This is a genomic window from Paenibacillus sp. BGI2013, from assembly GCF_002843485.1.
GTDB classification, from domain to species: Bacteria; Bacillota; Bacilli; order Paenibacillales; family Paenibacillaceae; genus Paenibacillus; species Paenibacillus amylolyticus.
Genome location: NZ_PJFA01000005.1, coordinates 455,627 through 476,340 on the forward strand (window position 1 = coordinate 455,627; position 20,714 = coordinate 476,340).

The 20,714-nt window shown below is 42.8% G+C and carries 17 protein-coding genes; 16 read left to right on the forward strand and 1 reads right to left on the reverse strand.

Annotated features, from left to right (window positions below):
- Window positions 1-239: 239 nt before the first annotated feature.
- From CXK86_RS15755 to CXK86_RS15830, 16 genes are all read left to right on the forward strand, one after another.
- Window positions 240-845 (forward strand): TetR/AcrR family transcriptional regulator, encoded by a 606-nt coding sequence (locus CXK86_RS15755; RefSeq protein ID WP_047842851.1) that lies wholly within the window; start codon window positions 240-242, stop codon window positions 843-845.
- 45 nt (window positions 846-890) lie between these two features.
- Window positions 891-1,424: a GNAT family N-acetyltransferase gene (locus tag CXK86_RS15760; RefSeq protein WP_101314047.1), complete on the forward strand. Its 534-nt coding sequence runs from the start codon at window positions 891-893 to the stop codon at window positions 1,422-1,424.
- Window positions 1,425-1,495: 71 nt separating this feature from the next.
- Window positions 1,496-2,170, forward strand: coding sequence for a response regulator transcription factor (locus CXK86_RS15765; RefSeq protein WP_017688634.1), 675 nt, complete (start codon window positions 1,496-1,498; stop codon window positions 2,168-2,170).
- Window positions 2,167-3,537 (forward strand): sensor histidine kinase, encoded by a 1,371-nt coding sequence (locus CXK86_RS15770; RefSeq protein WP_101314048.1) that lies wholly within the window; start codon window positions 2,167-2,169, stop codon window positions 3,535-3,537. Before CXK86_RS15765 ends, CXK86_RS15770 begins: the two co-directional genes overlap by 4 nt.
- A gap of 216 nt (window positions 3,538-3,753) precedes the next feature.
- Window positions 3,754-4,740, forward strand: a complete 987-nt coding sequence (locus CXK86_RS15775; RefSeq protein ID WP_101314049.1) for an alpha/beta hydrolase — start codon at window positions 3,754-3,756, stop codon at window positions 4,738-4,740.
- A 193-nt stretch (window positions 4,741-4,933) separates the two neighbouring features.
- Entirely contained in the window at window positions 4,934-5,854 is a 921-nt protein-coding gene (locus tag CXK86_RS15780; protein WP_101314050.1) for an alpha/beta fold hydrolase, read from the forward strand.
- Between the two features lie 216 nt (window positions 5,855-6,070).
- Window positions 6,071-7,351 carry an alpha/beta hydrolase family protein gene (locus tag CXK86_RS15785; protein WP_257467867.1) on the forward strand — a complete coding sequence of 427 codons (1,281 nt, stop codon included), beginning with the start codon at window positions 6,071-6,073 and terminating at the stop codon, window positions 7,349-7,351.
- A gap of 32 nt (window positions 7,352-7,383) precedes the next feature.
- Window positions 7,384-9,471 (forward strand): serine hydrolase domain-containing protein, encoded by a 2,088-nt coding sequence (locus CXK86_RS15790; RefSeq protein WP_101314052.1) that lies wholly within the window; start codon window positions 7,384-7,386, stop codon window positions 9,469-9,471.
- Window positions 9,472-9,633: 162 nt separating this feature from the next.
- Window positions 9,634-10,308, forward strand: a complete 675-nt coding sequence (locus tag CXK86_RS15795; protein ID WP_024634381.1) for a response regulator transcription factor — start codon at window positions 9,634-9,636, stop codon at window positions 10,306-10,308.
- Complete coding sequence (locus CXK86_RS15800; RefSeq protein WP_101314053.1) at window positions 10,305-11,666, forward strand: sensor histidine kinase; 1,362 nt, start codon at window positions 10,305-10,307, stop codon at window positions 11,664-11,666. Before CXK86_RS15795 ends, CXK86_RS15800 begins: the two co-directional genes overlap by 4 nt.
- 194 nt (window positions 11,667-11,860) lie before the next feature.
- The gene (locus tag CXK86_RS15805; protein WP_101314080.1) at window positions 11,861-13,987 is read left to right on the forward strand and encodes a serine hydrolase domain-containing protein; all 2,127 of its coding nucleotides are present in this window, start codon (window positions 11,861-11,863) and stop codon (window positions 13,985-13,987) included.
- A 25-nt stretch (window positions 13,988-14,012) separates the two neighbouring features.
- Window positions 14,013-14,954, forward strand: coding sequence for an alpha/beta hydrolase (locus CXK86_RS15810; protein ID WP_101314054.1), 942 nt, complete (start codon window positions 14,013-14,015; stop codon window positions 14,952-14,954).
- Window positions 14,955-15,131: 177 nt separating this feature from the next.
- Window positions 15,132-15,506 (forward strand): hypothetical protein, encoded by a 375-nt coding sequence (locus CXK86_RS15815; RefSeq protein WP_257467868.1) that lies wholly within the window; start codon window positions 15,132-15,134, stop codon window positions 15,504-15,506.
- Window positions 15,507-15,508: 2 nt separating this feature from the next.
- The gene (locus CXK86_RS15820; RefSeq protein WP_036670808.1) at window positions 15,509-17,227 is read left to right on the forward strand and encodes an ABC transporter ATP-binding protein; all 1,719 of its coding nucleotides are present in this window, start codon (window positions 15,509-15,511) and stop codon (window positions 17,225-17,227) included.
- A gap of 427 nt (window positions 17,228-17,654) precedes the next feature.
- Window positions 17,655-18,077, forward strand: coding sequence for a MarR family winged helix-turn-helix transcriptional regulator (locus tag CXK86_RS15825; RefSeq protein WP_036670809.1), 423 nt, complete (start codon window positions 17,655-17,657; stop codon window positions 18,075-18,077).
- The gene (locus CXK86_RS15830) at window positions 18,074-19,153 is read left to right on the forward strand and encodes a threonine aldolase family protein (RefSeq protein ID WP_100528052.1); all 1,080 of its coding nucleotides are present in this window, start codon (window positions 18,074-18,076) and stop codon (window positions 19,151-19,153) included. Before CXK86_RS15825 ends, CXK86_RS15830 begins: the two co-directional genes overlap by 4 nt.
- A 177-nt stretch (window positions 19,154-19,330) precedes the next feature.
- Here the strand turns inward: CXK86_RS15830 and CXK86_RS15835 are convergent, their stop codons facing one another.
- Window positions 19,331-20,248 (reverse strand): AraC family transcriptional regulator, encoded by a 918-nt coding sequence (locus tag CXK86_RS15835; protein WP_101314055.1) that lies wholly within the window; start codon window positions 20,246-20,248, stop codon window positions 19,331-19,333.
- Window positions 20,249-20,714: the final 466 nt, after the last annotated feature.

Here is a 20,714-nt window from a genome sequence, read left to right on the forward strand (position 1 = left end):
ACTCTAGCCTGACTCAATCCTTTTCATCCTTTCAATCCACACGTGACTAAATTTACAACGTGTTGTATAGTTTACATTGTATTTATTGAATTATATACATATTCGGACAGATTACAATTTACGTTATGACGTGTTTTCGTCGTTTATTTTACAAATAAAATGAATTTGTTGTGTAAATCAAAAATAAACGACTGATTGTTTAAAATTGTAATGTTTAAAATTTGATAGGAGGGATACACGTGAAAGACGAGAAGAAATCAGCCGTGGACCCAAGAATATTGCGAACGCGTCAGTTAATTCGAGGTGCATTTGTTGAATTGCTGCAGGAAATGGATATTGAGAAGTTGTCTGTCAACAAAATTGCCGAACGAGCGACGATCAATCGGGTAACCTTCTACCTGCACTATCGAGATATTACGGATATGATGGAGAAGATGGCCGACGAGATGATCGAGAATATTGAACGGATCGTGGATGAATATGCCCCTCATTTTGAGAAACAAAGAACGGAAGAGGCTTGGCCTGTTCTAGTCAAGTTACTGGAGCATTTTGCAGAGAACGCCTCGTTCTATCAGGTGGTTCTTGCTACAAAGCGCACACCGATTTTTACCGAACGACTGCTCAAATTGTTGAGTACGCTGGTCAAAGCCAAGATTGATCGGGTAGAGATGGAAGATGAACTCGAAGAATCCGGCATTCACAAAGAGATTGCAATCTGGTACGGTTCTTCTGCCCTTATTGGAACCATTGTTGCCTGGTTGCGTAATGATATGCCATATTCACCTCATTTCCTGGCGAAACAATTCTCGTTGATTCGCTCGTACTCTTATAATGACCTGATATAATCATGCTACAATTGCATCTAACGTTAATAGAGGAGGAATAATGTGATGAAATATAGTGCAGAACGTATCTATGTGAGATTTTGGAATGTGGATGATGCCTCATTCCTTCTGGATCTACAGGTTCGCAATCGTGCGGAAATCGAGAACATATCAGCAAGTGATCGGGACGAGTCTTTCTACAGCTTGGAAGGGCAAAGGTCACTCATTGAGAGCTGGAACAAGAAGAGAGAAGAAGGAAATCGCTATTCTTTTGGTATTTTTCTACATACAACGGATGAACTCGTCGGTGAAATTTCTTTGTTCGAGATCATACTGGATTCTACCCCAAAATGGATCCTTGGTTATGTGACGGATACTCTGCATCAAGGAAAAGGATATATGAGCGAAGCCCTGCAATGTGTAATGGAATTTGCCAAACACGAAACTGAAATTACTCGAATCGAAGCTGGCGCTGTGCCCGATAATACAGGTTCCATCCGTGTCCTTCAAAAAGCAGGTTTCAAGGAGAATGGGTCACAGCCTGTGCCAATCCAGGGAACGTTAAAAGAACATACGATGTTTGCTGTGGATATACTATAAGCAAGATGTTTTACTATTTACTATACGTTGAACTATATATTTAAACGTAACGGAGAGGACAGAAAAAACATATGGCTACTATACTCGTTGCAGACGACGATGCGAACATTCGTGAACTCGTCTGTCTATTTCTCAAAAACGATGGATTCACAACAGTGGAAGCTGCGGATGGTAAGGAAGCTCTCACTATATATGGCGAAACTCCAGTGGATCTGGTCGTCCTTGATATTATGATGCCTGTCATGGATGGTTGGGCACTGTGCAAAGAACTCCGAAGAGCCAATCCCGACCTCCCGTTACTCATGCTTACGGCGAGAGGAGAGACTTGGGAGAAGGTGAAAGGATTCGAACTGGGTACGGATGATTATTTGACCAAACCGTTTGATCCGTTAGAGCTGACCGCTCGTGTCCGAGCATTACTGAAACGATACAAAATCGGCTCCACACACACAATCCAGTTTGGCAACGTCATTCTGGACCGTCAGACGTATAAGGTGATGAGAGGTACAGAGTCGCTTACGTTACCACTTAAGGAGTTCGAATTGCTGTATAAGCTTGCTGGAACACCAGGACAAGTCTATACACGTGAGCAATTAATCGATCAGATATGGGGTATTGATTACGCGGGAGATGATCGAACAATAGACGTACATATTAAACGCCTGCGCGAACGATTCGCGACTACACCTGATTTTCGGATTGAGACGGTGCGTGGGCTAGGGTACAGACTTGAGGTCTATGAATGATCAGATCCTTATATATTCGTGTTGTTCTGACCTTTCTGGTGTCAGTCATCACAGGCACGATTATTTCATTTTTTATGTCAACCTGGATATTCGAAGATCAATTGAATGAAAATGCTCAAATCAACATACGCAACTTTGGCCAGGACGTTGTGCAGATTTATAAGACGCTGCCTGCTGATGAAGCAGAATCATTCGTTAGTAGAATGAAGCAACTTGATTCGTATCATATTCGAATTTATGATGCAACGGGCAAGTTCCAGTCTTATGGGAAGCTTAACGAACATAAATCATCCCCCGTATCGACGGATCAACTCAAGAAGGTGTTAAACGGAGGGGTTGTGCAGGACACACCTAAAGGTATCGCTACCGTTCTTTTGGGGCTACCGATCAAGACGGAAACGGGTACAAGAGCGATGTTTCTAGAAACACTCTCACCGCCCTCAGCCTCTTTTGTGGTCCAGTTTGGCTTGATTTTTGCAAGCTGTTCCTTGATTGTAGGAAGTTTGTTGATTGTGGTTGCTTCTGTATATCTGGTTAGACCGATCAAAAAATTGACCAAAGCGACCAAACGGATTGCAGCTGGAGACTTCAACGTCAAGCTGAACATTAAACAAACGACGGAGATTGGTACATTGGCCCGCAGCTTTGAAGAAATGATGCATGATCTTCAGCAGTTGGAGCAGATGCGCAGGGAATTCGTTACAAATGTTTCGCATGAGGTTCAGTCTCCGCTCACCTCGATATCCGGTTACGCTTCGGCACTGAAGCAAGTAAATCTCTCAGAACAAGAACGAAACCGTTACCTGGATATTATCATCTCTGAAGCAAAAAGAATGTCCAAAATGAGCGATAGCCTGCTGAAGCTGAGTTTGCTTGAATCGCAGTCACAGCAACTACGGCTCACCACCTTAAGCCTTGATGAACAGATCAGGCGGGTCATCGTGGCGCTTCAGCCGCAATGGTCTGGGCGCAACATTCATTTCGAGCTTGATTTGGAGAACGTGAAGGTAACGGCTGATCACGATCAGTTAAATCAGGTATGGACAAACATCATCGGAAATAGCATCAAGTTTTCCGAGGATGGCGGTATGATTAAAGTCAGTATCGAAGAGGACTTCAAAAATGTGACTGTTCGAATATCCGACACGGGCATTGGAATTCCCCTGGAAGATCAGAAGCGTATATTCGACCGTTTTTTCAAGGCAGATCGTTCCCACAGCCGCAAATATGACGGGAGTGGTATGGGACTTGCTATCGTTAAACAGATCGTCTCCCTTCATCAGGGTGACATCCAAGTGGAAAGCGAACCTGGTCAAGGCACGACCTTTATGATTACGTTGCCCATCCATCCACCAACGGATAGTTAGGCTCACAGGTTAGGCCAGTGAATAGAATATCCATCGGATTATCTAAACCGAATGTTCATGTCCTATGTAACATGCAAGCTTTCTTGTATGTTACATAGGACATTTTTTTTGCTTGTTCATACTCCGTTCATATTCCGGTCATGGGGAATACATCTTTCTTGATTAGGATTTCTTAAGTAGCCTGCCAGGCCAATATACAGATGAGGATAGGAGCAGATGAATGTGAATCTACAAGCAGAGAATGAAGTACAAAGTAAAAGCAAAATAAAGAAAGTGTTAAACATCTTGTTTAAAGTGTTTGCCGCAATCGTTATCGTAATCCTACTTTTTGTAGCTACCGTATATACCGTTAATAAAATCAGTAGTTATTCGGAGCAAAAAAGAATGGAGCCGTATGGTCAACATATATCCGTAGACGGAAAAAATATGAATGTGTTCATACAAGGCGAAGGCGAGGAAACGATTGTGCTTCTGCCTGGTTTTGGAACAGCGGCACCAGCGCTTGATTTTAAACCTCTTATCTCCGAGTTATCTCCATATTATAAAGTTGTCGTTGTTGAGCCCTTTGGTTACGGATTGAGTGATCAGACCAAAAAGGAACGCAGCACAGCAAATATCGTCAGTGAAATTCATGAAGCGTTACAGCGTCTACATATTGATCGTTATATCCTCATGGGTCATTCCATTTCGGGGATCTATAGCCTGGATTACGTGAACAAGTATGCAGATGAAATAAGTGCATATGTTGGGCTGGATAGCAGTGTTCCAGCGATAAGTGAACAGAAGATTGATTCATCAGATACACAACCGATTAAATGGTTCCGCAACTTGGGTTTCGCCCGAGTGCAACTGAAACTGAGTGCTGACCCTTATGATGGACTGCCTTATGATGAGCAAACGAAAGAACAATTGAACATTCTGATACGCAAAAATATGTATAATACCACGCAATTAAATGAGGCAGAAAGTATGTATTCCAACTTTAAAGCATCTGAACAACTAACTTTCCCTGTTAATCTTCCGGTTCTTTTCTTTGTTCAAAAGAATCATCCGGCAGCAGACAATTGGGTTCCGGAACACGAGAAGTTAATAGAGAACTCTGTGCGTGGTGAAGTGGTGTTGCTGGAAGCAAATCATTATTTGTATCGTTCCCATGCCAAAGAAATTGCTGAAAAATTCAGGGGATTTATGACGCAGCAGTAAATATAAATGAATTGGCTTGTTCATATTCAGTTCATATTGACGTCACGGGGAGTACATTTTCATTGGATAAGATTTCATTAGCAGCAAAAAAGAAAATCGAACTATCAGTTCAAGACAGGAGAAGATAACACTGACGACGCAGCCTGCGGAAAAGAAAACAAAGAATAGATCAAAGGCCAAAAAAGTGAGAAACATGATACTGAAAATAGTAGGAGCAATCGTAATCGCCATTATTCTATTTCTAGGTATTGTTTATATCACCAATGTGATCAGTAGTAATTCAGAGGCCAAGAAAATCGATTCCTATGGTCAGCATGTATCTGTAGACGGGAAAAATATGAATGTGCTCATTCAAGGCGAAGGCAAGGAAACGATTGTACTTCTGCCTGGTTTTGGAACAGCGGCACCAGCGCTTGATTTTAAGTTGCTCATTGACGAACTATCACCATATTACAAAGTTGTGGCGGTTGAGCCATTCGGTTATGGATTAAGTGATGCTACTGAAAAAGAACGAACCACAGAGAATATCGTAAGTGAAGTTCATGAAGCTCTGCAGCAACTCGATATTCATCAGTACATGCTCATGGGTCACTCCATTGCAGGCATTTATGGCATTGATTATGTGAACAAATATCCGGATGAGGTCACGGCATTTGTCGGAATTGATAGTAGTGTTTCAACCCAACCGGGTATGGATGCCAAATTACCTACTAAAACGTTCGCATTTCTTAAAAAATCAGGTCTCCAAAGATTGGTGGTCAAATTTAGTAGTGACCCCTATGCTGGACTCGCATTTGATGAACATACCGTAGAGCAGATGAACATGCTGTCGAATAAAAACTCGAACAGTTCCACGACTTTGAATGAAATGGACCATATTGCTTCCAATTTTAAAGGAGCCCAAGGTTTAACCTTCCCTAAAGACCTGCCACTTCTTCTCTTTGTACAAGCGAATAATGAAGGTGTAGAAGGATGGATACCGCTGCATGAAGGGCAGATCAAAGATTCAGTACATGGGAAAGTAATCACCATGGATGGCGAACATTACTTGCACCATACGTTATTCAAAGAAATAGCAAAAGATGTTAGAGCATTCATGAACGAAGCGAAGTGAAAATTCTGTAAAAGTCCGTGATGAGAGAGAGGAATTCAATTGAGATTATTTGAGATACTGTTAGTACTATCCTGTTTCGCGTTACTCATAGACCTACTATTTATTAAAAGAAGTGCAAAGAAAATAGGTTTGGGTTTGGGTATAGGAAGTAGCGTTATATTATTAGTTCAATTGTTTGTTGAGGGATACAGATGGCAGTTGCTGCTGGTATATATCATGACGGCTCTATTCATAATCATCGTTTTATTCAGACATTCCGATAAGATGGCGAATCTTAAAATAGGGAAGTTCTTGAAATATAGTTTATCTTCCTTAATCGTTATTCTGCTTGTTGGTTCTACCGTCTTGTCTGTATACTTACCTGTTTTTAATCTGCCGAAGCTTGATGGTCCAGAGAAGGTGGGTACTCAAACATTTCATTTAACAGACCAGAACAGAGACGAAATCTTCACTGAAGATCAAAGCGATAAGAGAGAACTAATGGTTCAAGTTTGGTACCCAACTGAAAACAGCAATAATAACAAGCGTGACACGCTGTTTCCAAAAGATAAAGAAATGTTCAAAAAGTATATTCAGAGCTTCTCTAATTCTTTAAAACTGCCCGAATTTTTGCTCGACTACTTGAAGTATAGTCAAACCAACTCTTATGAAAATGTTGAAATATTACCTTCTACAAGTCCTTATCCCGTGGTACTACTATCTCATGGTATGGGAACCAGTAGAGTTCTACATGTATCACAGGCCGAGAATCTGGCCAGTCATGGGTATATCGTGGTCACCATCGATCATACGTATAGCACCTTCGCTACCCTTTTTCCAGATGGCCGTGTAACGGATTACAAAAAAAGTACGACTACACTAGATGAACGTACAAAAACAGGGAGTATATGGACGAAAGATGTGGAGTTTGTAATCGATCAAATCGAAAAGTTGAATTCAGGTGCAATCGAAAGTCAGTTTAAAGGAAAAATCGATCTAGATCACATCGGCGCGATGGGGCATTCTTTCGGGGGTGCAACCGCGTTTAATGCAACGTATTTAGATCAGAGAATCAAGGCCGGAGTTAATATGGATGGATCACTATATGAAGTGGAAAATAGAGATGATATAAACAAGCCGTTTATGTTCATCCGATCGGGAAGTTTTGAAGAGTGGTTCGCCAACTTTGAAATAGATAGAAATTCGGATGATGAAGTAACTAAATCTCTTTCAGATGAGCTGCACATTATGAAAAATGTTATGAATCATGGGGGAAAAGTGATCTATGTAGAAGGAACCCAGCACTTCAATTTCACGGACCTTCAGTTCTATTCAGAGCTGGTTAAACTGTCGGGCATTACAGGAGACATCAATGGTAAAAGAGGATCAAACATCGTAAATCAATATGTACTCGATTTCTTTAACAAGCAACTGAAAGGAACGGGTGGAGATCTGATTCAGGGACCAAACGACTTGTATCCGGAGGTGAAATTTGTAGACCCAGAAGAAATCAAATAACCAAAACACTTAAAATTCAGGAGATGATGTGAATGGGACGACAAAAGGGAAAACGCACTTCAATCGCCGTGTTAACGCTGGCATTAACGATGTTAGCTCCAATGTCTGCAATGGCTGCGCCTACTACAAGTAGCAGTGATCATACGTATGAACCAACCAAGAAAACGGTGATGGAGAAAGCCAAGTTACTCACCGAGAAACATGGAATCACAAGTCTGCAATATGCCCTTATCGATGGTGGCGAGATTGTGGTGTCCGGTCAGACGGGTAAAAACGATAAAAACAACAAGGTGCCTCTTACGCCCGATACAATCTATGGCATAGGATCAACGAGTAAAATGTTCCTCACAGCTTCTGTTATGAAGTTAGTTGAAGAAGGCAAGGTGGATTTGGATCTGCCTGTTGTGAACTATATACCTGATTTTCAGATGAAAGATCATCGCTACAAACAAATCACACCACGCATGCTGTTGAATCATTCTTCCGGTCTGCTGGGAGGCACGGGCAGTAATGCCACATTGTACGGGGATAATGATACGTACTCACATGATACGTTTCTGGACCAATTGGCAAGTCAAAACCTGAAGGCAGATCCGGGCGCGTTCTCGGTGTATAGTAACGATGGGTTTACGTTATCCGAGATTATGGTTGAACGTGTTAGCGGCATGAGTTTTACAGCTTTTATACACCAATATTTTACGGAACCTTTGGACATGAAACATACCAAAACACCACAGGATGTGGTTGACACGGCAGCAATGGCGGGAATCTATTCTCCTATGTATGAGGGTCAGCTTCCACAAGAGAATTATAATGTTATCGCTACTGGAGGCATTTATTCCACCGCTGAAGATCTTGCGAAGTTTTCACAAATCTTCACGGGAGAGGTCCAAGGCATTCTTACCGATAAGTCTGTAGAAGCCATGGCGCAAGAAGAATACAAAAAAGGCATGTGGCCAGAGGGTGGCGATACGTCTATATCTTACGGATTAGGGTGGGATAGTGTAAATCTGTACCCATTCAGTGAATATGGTATCAAGGCAGTAACAAAAGGTGGGGATACCATATCGTATCACTCATCATTAGTCGTACTGCCGGAATATAATCTGGCTGCAGCCGTTACCTCATCAGGTGGGACAAGTGCCAAAGATCAGTTCATTGCGAGTGAATTATTACTCAGCGCACTTGAGGAAAAGGGCATTATTACAGAACGGAAGCCGGAAAAATCGTTTGGTGTTCCAGTGAAGGCAGATATACCTAAAGAAATAGCCACGAATGCAGGTATATATGGCGGCAATAATTCAGTTAAGAAGATCGAAATGAATAGGGCTGGACAAATGACTGTATCCACACCCGCAACTCCAAGTGATCCGGCTCAAAAATACACCTATACAGCAGATGGTACTTTTGTTAACGATGAAGGCACGGAAAAGTTGAAATTTGTTAAGGAGAAGAATGGAAGGACTTATCTGTGGTATCGATCTTATATATCCTTACCAGGACTTGGACAATTGGCTTTCTCCGAATATAAAATGGAGAAGCTGGAAGCCAATGAATTATCCCAGGATATTACGGCCTCATGGGAGCAGCGTGAAGGTAAAAAATATTACCTGCTGAATGAGAAATATACATCAACGGTTTATCTCAATTCGGCACCAATTCTCCCTATTCATTTGGACAAAGAGACCCCTGGGTATGTATCCAATACTAAGATTATTGGAGCAAACGAAGCAGTCACGGAGCTGCAAATCCCTGGCCTGGCTGGACGTGATACAAAGGAGATTTACTTTGCTAAAAAGAACGGAGTAGAGTACATTACAGCCGTTGGTAGCATATACGCCAGTGAGGAAATGGTACAACCACTCTATTCGGGTAAACAATCTCTAGCAACGATTCAAGCAGACGGATATGCCAGATGGTTTTCGATACCAGCAACGGTGAAAGGGAAAGTCATGACGGTTAAAATGCCTGCAACTGGCGCCTTTGCCGTATATGATCAGAAGGGTATTTGTATTAATCACACCGTAGTCAGCGGTGTGAACGAGGTTGTTTTACCAGAGAACGGCCGCATTGTATTTGCAGGTGACGTGGATTCCACATTTGAAATTTCATTAAAATAGATGTTGTGCCGTAGTTAGTTTTATGAAAGAAACTAAGAAAGCAGCCGATCAAAGTAATCGGCTGCTTTTGTTCAATTTAACTATAATTAGTTTGTCACTTCAGTTAGAATTCTTCGCTATTGCTCAACTGAAGAATTATTCTTTTTTAGGAGAGTGGAAACGTTGCCTACGATATTGGTTGCTGACGACGATGCGAACATTCGCAAACTCGTCTGTTTATTTTTGCGCAACGACGGATTTACAACCATCAACGCCGTAGACGGAAAGGAAGCCCTGGCTATCTATACCTCCACGCCAGTCGATTTGGTTATTCTTGATATTATGATGCCAGTCATGGACGGTTGGGCATTATGTGAGGAACTTCGAAGAGCCAATCCGGATCTTCCGTTACTAATGTTGACGGCAAGAAACGAGACCTGGGAGAAAGTACAAGCATTTCAGCTCGGGACAGATGACTATATGACGAAGCCATTCGATCCGCTTGAGTTGATGGCTCGCGTCAAGGCACTGTTGAAACGATACCGTATAGGATTAACGCAGACCATCCAATTAGGAAACGTTATTTTGAACCGGCAGACTTATAAGGTCCTGAGGGGTACAGAGTCGTTCACCTTGCCGCTTAAAGAGTTCGAATTATTGTATAAACTTGCTGGATTACCGGGACAAGTCTATACGCGGGAGCAATTAATCGATCAAGTTTGGGGAATTAATTATACTGGCGATGATCGAACGATAGACGTGCATATTAAACGTCTACGCGAACGTTTTGCCGATATCTCCGATTTTCGTATCGAAACGGTGCGGGGACTTGGCTACCGGCTAGAGGTGCAAGAGTGACCGGCTCCCTCTATACACGTGTAGTCCTGACCTTTCTGGTCTCCGTGATTGGGGGCACAATCCTTTCTTTTCTTGCTACAACCTGGATATTTCAAGATAAATTAAACGAAAACTTACAAGGCTCCTTGCTTGACTTTGGCCAGGATATCGTCCGCATCTACGAGACATTGCCGTTACATGAAGCAGAAATGTTTATAAGTGAAATGAAACAACTCAATTCCTATCACATTCGAATCTATAAAGCAACGGATCAATTCCAATCCTACGGAGAACTTAAAGAACAACATCCTTTCCCGGTGACGACGGAACAAGTGAAGAAAGTGCTGGATGGGGAAAGGGTCCAATTCAATGGGATCGATACGTTCTTCTTGGGATTGCCGATAAAAACTGAAATGGGAAGCAAAGCAATGTTTGTAGAGCCCCTCACTTCCTCTTCCACCTCATTTCTCATCAAGTTTGTTTTAACTTTTATGATTTGTTCGTTAATAGCAGGAAGCCTATTGATACTAATTGCGGCTATGTTTCTGGTGAGACCGATCAAAAAGCTGACAGAAGCGACCCGGCTTATAGCTGCCGGAGATTTCAATGTCAAGCTTAATATTAAACAAAAGGGTGAGATAGGTGCTCTGGCTCGTAGTTTCGAAGAAATGATGCACGATCTAAAGCAGCTTGAGCAGATGCGTAGGGAATTCGTAGCAAACGTGTCCCATGAAGTTCAGTCTCCGCTCACTTCCATTTCCGGTTTTGCTATAGCGCTCAAGCAGGTAGACCTCCCGGATGACGAAAGAAGCGATTATCTCGATATTATCATCACTGAAACTGCAAGAATGTCCAAAATAAGTGATAGTCTGCTAAAGCTGAGTTTGCTTGAATCTCAATCATTGCAAATGCGGCTCGCCACGCTCAGTCTGGATGAACAGATCAGACAAGTAATCGTCGCTATTCAACCCCAATGGTCGGCCCGTAACATTCAGTTCGATCTTGATTTGCAGCCCACCAAAATCACGGCCGATCATGACCAGTTAAATCAGGTGTGGATCAATATCTTCGGCAATGCCATCAAATTTTCCGAAGATGGTGCCCGAATTAGCATCAGGATCAAACAGAATATCAAGAACGTGACGATCCGCATATCGGATTCGGGTATTGGTATTCTCCCGGAAGACCAAAAGCGTATATTTGACCGCTTCTTTAAAGCAGATCGTTCCCACAGTCAGAAATATGAAGGAAGCGGTATGGGACTAGCTATTGTAAAGCAGATCGTCTCGCTTCATCAAGGGGACATCCGGGTGGAGAGCGAATATGGACGAGGAACGACCTTCATAGTCATCTTGCCAATCACAACACCCACAGAGTGATTGGATTTCATGCCTTCACTAGGTTATGACACCTTGTATAAAACTCCTTGCGTATGATGATGCAAACTTTTTTTGCCTGTTCATCCTCCGTTCATGCTGCAGCCATTAGGGGGACATCTTGGTTTGTTATATTGTCTTTAGCGCCCACGTTAAGGTGGCTTAACACAATGATGAAGACAGGAGTAGATGCAAGAATGAAACCAAGAGAGGTAACAAAACTGAAGATGAGTGTGAGGAGAGCAAGAAAGAGAAATACTATAGCTGCTGTGACTCTCATGCTGACGATACTTGCCCCAATGTCTGCAATGGCCGCACCGACTCCCATGAACAACAGCAACCTTACGTATGAGACAACAAAGAAAGCCGTGATCGAAAAAGCCAAATTACTGACCGAGACATATGGTACGACGAGTCTGCAATATGCGCTCATCGATGGTGGAGAGATTGTGGTGTCCGGTCAAACGGGCAAAAACGATATAAACGATAAGGTGCCTTTTACTTCGAACACCGTCTATGGCATTGGTTCAACCAGTAAAATGATGCTTACAGCCGCTGTAATGAAGCTGGTTGACGAAGGCAAGATTGATTTGGATGCACCTGTTGTGAACTATATGCCTGACTTTACAATGAAAGATAACCGATACAAACAGATCACACCCCGTATGTTGCTGAATCATTCCTCCGGTCTTCTGGGCACCTCAACCAGCAATGCCACATTGTACGGAGATAATGACACGTATTCACATGATACGTTTCTGGAGCAATTGGCGAATCAAAACCTGAAAGCAGATCCCGGCGAATACTCAGTCTACAGCAACGATGGCTTTACGTTAGCCGAGATTCTGGTCGAAAGAGTGAGCGGCATCGGTTATACCGCATTTATACACAAGTATTTCACGGAGCCTTTGGATATGAAACATACCAAATCACCACAGGATGTGGTTAATCCGTCAGACATGGCGGCAATCTATTCCCCTTTTTATGAGGGACCACTTCCAAAAGAGAATTATAATATCATCGGTACTGGAGGTCTGTATTCCACCGCTGAAGATCTGGTCAAATTTTCAAGAATCTTCACGGGAGAAGTTGATGGTATTCTTTCCAGTAAGTCTGTCAAAGCTATGGCGCAAGAAGAGTATAAAAGAGGCATGTGGCCAGAGGATAGCGATACGCTGATGTCTTACGGGTTGGGGTGGGATAGTGTGAGCTTGTTCCCATTCAACGAATACGGCATTAAGGCCGTTATGAAAGGTGGAGATACTTTATCTTATCAGTCCTCATTAGTGGTACTCCCGGAATATAACATGGCTGCAGCCGTTATCTCTTCAGGCGGGTCAAGCTTAACCAATAATTTCATTGCGAATGAATTATTACTCAGCGCACTTGAGGAAAAGGACATCATTACAGAACGGAAGCCAGAAAAAACATTTGGCGTACCTGTGAAGGCCAATATGCCTAAGGAAGTCTCCAAGTATGCAGGTATATATGGCGGCAATAATTCGGTTATGAAGATCAAAATAAATAAGGCTGGACAAATGACTGTATCTTCACTTACTGCTCCGAGTAATCCGGCTCAAGAATACACCTATACAGCGGATGGTACTTTTGTTAATAACGAAGGTACAGACAAGTTGAAATTCGTTGTGGAGAAAAATGGGAAAACCTACTTGTGGTCACGATCTTATATATCCGTTCCAGGACTCGGACAGCTGGCTTTCTCAGAATATAATGGGGAGAAGCTTGAAGCCAATAAATTATCCAAGGAGATTAACGCTGCATGGGCAAAGCGTGATGGTAAAAAATATTATCTGGTGAATGAGAAATACACATCAATGCTCTATCTTAATGCTACATCGATCCTGCCTATTCAGTTGAATAAAGAGAATCCGGGATATATGTCCAATAATAAGATTATTGGAGCCAACGAAGCAGCCAATCAATTGCAGATTCCGGGTACTGCCGGACGTGATACGATGGACATTCATTTCTCCAAAAAGAACGGAGGAGAGTATCTTACATTTTCAGGTTATGTATACGCTAGTGAGGAAATGGTGAAACCAATCTATTCGGGTAAACAATCTGCAACAACCATTCAAGCAGATGGATATGCCAAATGGTTTTCGGTACCAGCTACTGCGAAAGGAAAAGTCATGACAGTGAAGTTGCCTGCAAAGGGAGCCTTTGCTGTCTATGATCAGACCGGAATTTGTATTAATCACACCGTGGTCAGCGGTAAAAATGAAGTTGTTTTACCAGAAAACGGTCGTATTGTATTTGCAGGTGAGGTTGGTTCCAAATTCGAAATTTCATTAAAAAAGTAAATGAACTCAACAGGAGAGAACCATCATGATGAAAAAAATATTAATCATTTTGCTCAAAATATTCGGAGCCATCGTTATCGCTTTTGCATTATTTATTGCCACTGTTTTTATTGTTAATGTATTTAGCAACAAATCGGAAGAAGGGAAAATAAAACCCTATGGTCAGTTTGTAGCAGTTGACGGGAAAAACATGAATGTGTTGATTCAAGGAAAAGGCAAAGAAACGGTGGTATTGCTTCCTGGATACGGAACACCTGCCCCAGCCCTTGATTTCAAACCGCTCATCGATGAGTTATCTCCATTTTACAAAGTTGTTGTCATTGAGCCTTTCGGTTATGGATTAAGTGACATTACTGAAAAAGAGCGTACCACTGAAAATATGGTTAGTGAAATTCATGAAGCGTTACAGCAACTTGGTATTCATAATTACACGCTCATGGCTCACTCCATTTCAGGGATATACGGCCTGGATTATGTGAACAAATATCCAAACGAAGTAAGTTCATTTGTCGGAATTGAGAGCAGTGTCCCAACGCAGGGAGGTAATGATGATCCATTTCCAACCGAAACGTACAAACTGCTTAAAAAATCAGGGTTCTACCGATTGTTAATGAAACTGGCCCCTGATCAACTGATTGCACCCGATGTTGATGATGAGACCAGAGAACAAATTAGAATACTTTCACTCAAAAATACGTTTAATCCGAACAACCTGAATGAAGGTGAGAACTTTGGTCCTAATTTCAAAGTAGCTGAGAACCTGTCCTTCCCCAAAGATCTTCCTGTGATTTTCTTTTTACAAGCAAATGATACGGAAACAGAAGGCTGGATACCCTTGCATGAAGAGCAAGTCAAAGATTCTGTGCATGGAAAAATGATGACATTTGAGGGAGAACATTATTTGCATCACACCCGATCCAAAGAAATGGTTCAAGAATATAGAAAGTTTATGAGTGAGATAAAATAGTGTCGCCAACAAAAAAAAAGTCGCGAAATCGCGGCTTTTTTCTGTTAAGAAGATGGTGAATATACATACTTCGTTATCTATTGGAAAATTTAGGTTGACACTTCTTTTTGTCGCGTATACAATCGTATACATGAACACGTTGTATACATATGTATACACGTAATGGGGGTGGCACAAATGAGAGATCGTCCTATCGAAGAGATGGATGGAAGTGTACGTCAAGGTGAGCGTCCGAGACGTGATATGAGTGACAATGAGCAACGTGGTGAACGTTCCAGACGTGGAAGGGGTCATGGTGAACATGAGGGAAAACGGGGCCGTGGTGCGCAGACATTCCGTCGTGGCCGAATTCTTGTATTTCTGGAACAAATGCAGAATCGGAGAACAACGCTTGTCCGACAACTTGGACAGGAGGAGTATGAACATATTCGCCCGATAATCAGTGGGGAGTTGAAAGCCATTGATCAGGTCATCGATGAGTATGTCCATCTTTTCGAGCTGCAAAATGAAGATGTAAACCCCAATAAGGATCTGGAGAGTGAGAGTGAATAAGTATGATTCGTCGTTTTTTTTCGTATTATCGTCCCTATAAAAAACTGTTTTTGATTGATTTTGGATGCGCTGTACTCGCAGGTCTTCTGGAGTTGGCTTTCCCCCTTGCCGTCAGCAAATTCATTAATGAATTGTTGCCAGGTCAGGATTGGCCTCTCATTATGCTTGCCTGCGTTGTGCTGTTATCCATCTATGCACTTAATACCGTATTGAACTATGTAGTTACATATTGGGGACATATGCTGGGCATTAACATTGAGACCAACATGCGTGAGAAGATGTTCGCTCACTTGCAGAAGCTGTCCTTCCGGTTCTTTGATAATCGTAAAACAGGCCACTTAATTGGTCATCTTACGAATGATCTGAATGATATCGGCGAGGTTGCTCACCATGGACCTGAAGATGTATTCATCGCAGTAATGACATTAATCGGATCGTTCTGGCTGATGGCTAACATTAATCTGGAGCTTGCGCTGCTTACCTTTATCATTATCCCAATAATGGCTTGGGTGATTATCGTATTTGGTGGTCGGATGACAAAGACGTATCGGCGACTTTTCGGAGATGTCGGCAATTTCAATGCGCGTATTGAAGACAACGTCGGGGGTATGCGTGTTGTGCAATCGTTCGCCAACGAAGAACATGAGAAAGAACTTTTTGCAGTGGACAATCAGAATTTCCGTAAAACCAAACTGCTTGCCTACAAAACGATGGCAAAAAGTATCTCGGTCAGTTATATGATGATGCGACTGGTTACTGTGTTTGTCATGATCAGCGGGGCTTGGTTTTATATCGATGGCAGAATCAATATGGGTGACTTTATGGCCTTCCTGCTTCTGTCTAATATCTTCTTCCGTCCGATTGAGAAAATCAATGCCGTCATTGAAAGTTATCCAAAGGGCATTGCTGGTTTCAAGCGTTATCTGGAGATCATTGATACAGAACCTGAGATTGCGGATAGCAAAAACGCCGTTGAATTCGAAAGTGTGAAGGGTGATATTCGCTTCGAGAACGTCTCGTTCGGATATGAATCCAGTCGGCGTATTCTAAGTGATATCAGTCTGTCTGTTCGACCAGGGGAAACCGTTGCTTTTGTTGGACCTTCGGGTGCAGGCAAAACGACAATCTGTAGCCTGTTGCCTCGATTCTATGAGGTAGAAGAGGGACGTATCACTGTAGATGGTGTGGACATTCGTAACGTTAAGCTTCAATCCTTGCGCAAGCATATCGGAATCGTTCAACAAGATGTATTTTTGTTCTCGGGTACCATTAAGGAGAATATTGCTTATGGTGATCTGAGTGCAACGGATGAACAAATCTGGGATGCCGCCCGTCGTGCCTCGTTGGAGGAACTGATTCTCACGTTGCCTGATGGCATGGATACTGTCATTGGCGAGCGTGGAGTCAAGCTATCCGGAGGACAGAAGCAACGGTTATCTATTGCTCGTATGTTCTTGAAAAACCCGCCCATTCTTATTCTGGATGAGGCAACCTCTGCGCTGGATACGGAAACGGAAGCACTGATCCAGCAATCACTCGCTGAATTGTCGGTGGGCAGAACTACACTTGTGATTGCACACAGACTGACAACTATCAAGAATGCAGATCGAATCATCGTAGTAAACACAGACGGTATCGCTGAGCAGGGCAACCATGAGGAATTGGTCGCCGCTGGAGGGATATACAGCCGTCTTCATCAGGTGCAATATAGTCACTCTTAATCCATGTAAATTGAACAAAAAAATACTTACACCCGTCACTCCGATGACAGAACAACCTTCCGATCGCTGTTATCCCCAGATTTTTTGATTCCTTCTAGAAAGGGGGAAATCCGGGGATAAAGGCGAACGCTCCGCTTCTTCAGGTTCTTTCTGTCCTCTCCGTTTTGTGTAAATGTTTAGTCAATTTATATAGAAACTTAAGCAGCTGACTAAGTATCTGGATAAAGTACTAAAACAAGTAAACCTTGCCGCGCATATGCGCGGCTTTTTTTATTGATTGGATATTAAAAATGAAGTTATCAAATGCTATGTACAATATAATGTTGACAACGTCCACTAACGTGATTATTATAATGTTGACAATGTCCACTAAAAAGGAGGGTTTGACATCGACTCTCAGTACATAAATCCAGATATACTGGCTGACATGCGACGTTTTAACCGTTTTTATACCAACATACTCGGTGTACTCGATAAGCATATTCTCGGAACAGGGTATTCGTTTGCAGAAGTACGAGTCATTATTGAGATTGGAATTCGGGGAGAGAGCATTGCGAATAATCTGGTAGATACACTGACCATTGATCGCAGTTACATGAGCCGAATTGTGAACAAGCTGTCCAAGGAAGGACTGCTGGTGAAAGTGGATTCTGCGGCCGACAGCCGGGTCAGTCTGATTCGTCTGACAGCCAAGGGTGAGGAACTGTATGCCCAATTGAATGACCGATCCGATCAACAGATCCTGAAGCTGATGCAAGAATTGAATGAAGAAGAGATTCAAGAGGTATACACCTCCATGATGAACATACAAGAGAAGTTGAACAAGAAGGCAGGAGAGACAACACGATGATACGATTTGAATGTGATTATAACGAAGGTGCGCATGAACGCATTTTACAAAGACTGATGGAAACCAATATGGAACAGACGAGCGGGTATGGCACGGATGGACACTGCGAACGGGCGAGAATGCTTATTCGCCAGGCTTGTGACAATGAGCAAGCTGATGTTCATTTCCTGGTTGGTGGTACACAGACAAATACAACGGTGATTGCCTCTATTTTGCGTCCATATCAAGGTGTGATTGCTGCGTCCTCGGGACACATTGCGGTTCATGAAACCGGAGCTATTGAAGCTACGGGACATAAGGTACTCACAGTTCCAAGCGAGGACGGAAAGATCACGCCTGAGCAGGTTAGAGCCGTCTACGATGCGCACATGAATGAGTCGTCACCGGAACACTGTGTTCAACCAGGAATGGTCTACATATCTCAGCCAACCGAGAACGGAACGATGTACAGCAAGGCAGAACTGCAAGCATTGCATACAGTGAGCAGAGCATGTGGTCTTCCTTTTTTCGTGGATGGAGCACGTCTTGGATATGCACTCGCTTCACGCGATTGCGATATGACACTTGCTGACCTTGCACGCTTGTGTGATGTGTTTTACATCGGGGGAACCAAGATTGGCGCATTGATGGGAGAAGCGGTTGTTATCCTGAATGATGCACTGAAACCTGATTTTCGTTATATGATCAAACAAAAAGGTGGCCTGCTTGCCAAAGGCAGATTGCTAGGTATCCAATTCGAAACGTTGTTCGAAGACGGTCTGTACCTCGATATTTCTCGCCATGCCGTAGATATGGCCTTGAGAATTCATGACTCACTCGGACAGCAGGGGGTACGCTTCCTGTACAATTCACCAACCAACCAGCAGTTTCCGATTCTGCCTGATCGTTTGCTTGAGAAATTACGCAACGGTTATACGTTCACCTTCTGGGAAAAGGTTGACGGTACACACAGTGCGGTGCGGTTCTGCACCAGCTGGGCAACTCGTCAGGAGAATGTGGATGCACTGACTCGTGACATCATTCAATTATTGCACGGAGAGATCCACGTGCCAGAACGGGTCGAAGCATTGGTCTAATCTTGTTCAAAAATTAAGGAGAACAGCTCCGATTTCCTTTCATAAATACGAGTATTTTGAAAATTCCAAAAGATATTACGCAGAATTCTGATACTGAACAAAGGACAACTCATTGTGGTTGTCCTTTTTTGGTATGCCTTTTGTGTGATAGTTGTGAGATAGAGAGTGAATACTCGGTTACTCACTCAAGGCCATGTCATATTTCTCTTTCAGCCGTCGGATATCGGCTCTTGGCGGCGCACCGAACATGCGTGCATATTCGCGGCTAAATTGAGAAGCACTCTCGTAACCAACCCGAAACGCTACATCTGCCGCGTCAGCAGATTCGGCCATCAGAAGTCGCCGGGCTTCCTGTAATCTTAATTGTTTCTGGAATTGTAATGGGCTCATAGCTGTGATCTCTTTGAAGTGACGATGGAATGAAGAGACGCTCATACTCGCGGTCTCAGCCAGATCTTCAATGCGAAATGGCTGTTCCCAATGATGAACGATGTACTCAATCGCTTCTCTGATCCGATAAGTGCTGCTACCTTCAACCGCAATCTGCGCCAGTTCTCCTCCGTAAGGCCCTTGAAGGAGACGGAACAGGATTTCTTTAACGTACAACGGAGCCAGAAACGGAAGCTCTCCCGGCGTATCCAGCAATCGAACAAGTCGGAGTACAGCATCCTGAATGGACGATTCCATCTGACCTACAAACATGGCTCGTCTGGCGTTTTCGTTGAATGTTACCTTGATATTACATTCGTTAAGTACTTCGAGAATTTGGTTCGGTGTGAATTCGAGCTTGAGACTTAAGTAGGGTGCATCGGCGGATGCCTTGATGATCTGCCCGATGACTGGGAGATTCATGGAAGCAATCAGGTAATTGGAAGGTCCATATTCATAACGCTCCTGTGCGAGCAATACTTCTTTCAACCCTTGAACAATTACACAAAATGAAGGTTTATATACTCTGTACGCGGGTTCACTAATCTTGGAATGGTGATAGACAAACAGGGAAGGAATCGCCGTTTCCATTGCACCGTTATGATTGGAATGGCGTTTGATCAGGTCACTCAATTCCTGTTTTGGTTGAAATATTTCTTCGGTCATATGTATCCTCCTCACGGATTTAACCTACTTACATTATATAGCTTACCGTACAGAACCAAAAGAGGGCCTGAGAGGATCAGGCAATCAATTAAGACGATTGATATACCGCTTGCAGCCCATGACTCGGCATACTAAGAGTATATTAACAGAGCCAAGCGATTAAAGTTTATTCGAAAAGTTGGTGAGTAAGGTGATGAAGTGGTTATCAAACCATGTGAGGCAAATTTTGATTGACAGGCTCGAATCACAGATCAAGTATGAAGAAAATTCTGTACATCGAGAGATATACTTCACATGCTGGTTAGAGCTAGTTACCGTAGAGGTCGAGACAACATCAGTTTACAGAACAAATTCAAGGAGAGTATGAAATATGGAATATGTGGGCGAACAAAATCTCAGTTGATCCGAATTCTTAATGTTAAAGTCGCCATTCGGCGGCTTTTTTTATAGTGATCTGATGAGTGAA